Raw genomic sequence first — 1,176 nt, 5'->3', positions numbered from 1 at the left:
AAGTTTGAACGAACAAAACCGCATGTTAATATTGGTACGATTGGTCACGTTGATCATGGGAAGACCTCGTTGACAGCAGCGATTACGAAATATTTTGGTGAATTTAAAGCCTATGATCAAATTGATGCTGCCCCAGAGGAACGCGCACGTGGAATTACTATTTCTACAGCACACGTTGAGTATGAAACGGAAAATCGTCACTATGCGCATGTTGATTGTCCAGGACACGCTGATTATGTAAAGAACATGATCACAGGTGCGGCACAGATGGATGGTGCTATTTTGGTTGTTTCAGCAGCTGATGGTCCAATGCCTCAGACACGTGAGCATATTTTGCTTGCGCGTCAGGTTGGTGTTCCAGCAATTGTTGTTTTTCTTAATAAAGTTGATCAGGTTGATGATGCAGAACTTTTGGAGCTTGTAGAGCTTGAGGTTCGGGAACTTTTATCCAAATATGATTTTCCAGGCGATGATATACCAATTGTTAAAGGTTCTGCGTTGGCAGCTCTTGAGGATAAGGATAAAAGCATTGGTGAAGATGCTGTTCGTCTTTTAATGAGTGAAGTTGATAATTATATTCCAACGCCTGAACGTCCTGTTGATCAACCATTTTTGATGCCGATAGAGGATGTATTTTCGATTTCGGGTCGTGGAACCGTTGTTACGGGTCGTGTTGAGCGTGGTGTTATTAAAGTTGGAGAGGAAATCGAGATTATCGGTATTCGTCCAACGTCTAAGACGACGGTTACAGGCGTTGAAATGTTCCGCAAGCTTTTAGATCAGGGTCAAGCGGGTGATAATATAGGAGCTCTGCTTCGTGGTGTTGACCGTGAAGGGATTGAGCGTGGTCAAGTATTGGCGAAGCCAGGGTCTGTTACGCCTCATACACGTTTTAAAGCAGAAGCTTACATTTTGACGAAAGATGAAGGTGGACGTCATACACCATTTTTCACGAATTATCGTCCTCAGTTTTACTTCCGTACGACGGATGTTACAGGTATTGTTACGCTTCCAGAAGGAACGGAAATGGTTATGCCAGGAGACAATGTTGCCATGGATGTTTCATTGATTGTTCCGATAGCGATGGAAGAGAAGCTTCGTTTTGCTATTCGTGAAGGTGGTCGTACTGTTGGTGCCGGTATCGTCTCTAAGATCATCGAATAAATAATGCTTGTT

Annotated in this window: 1 protein-coding gene; it reads left to right on the top strand. The window is 43.3% G+C overall.

Features of this window, described 5'->3' with window-relative positions:
* On the top strand, positions 1 to 1,164 hold a 1,164-nt coding region (gene tuf / locus ACFIKO_RS09245; protein ID WP_375620594.1), incomplete at its 5' end, for an elongation factor Tu.
* Between the last annotated feature and the right edge of the window lie 12 nt (positions 1,165 to 1,176).

Source organism: Bartonella sp. TS82HLJMH, from assembly GCF_042193495.1.
GTDB lineage: Bacteria > Pseudomonadota > Alphaproteobacteria > Rhizobiales > Rhizobiaceae > Bartonella > Bartonella grahamii.
This window is presented reverse-complemented; position numbering and strand designations above follow the sequence as displayed.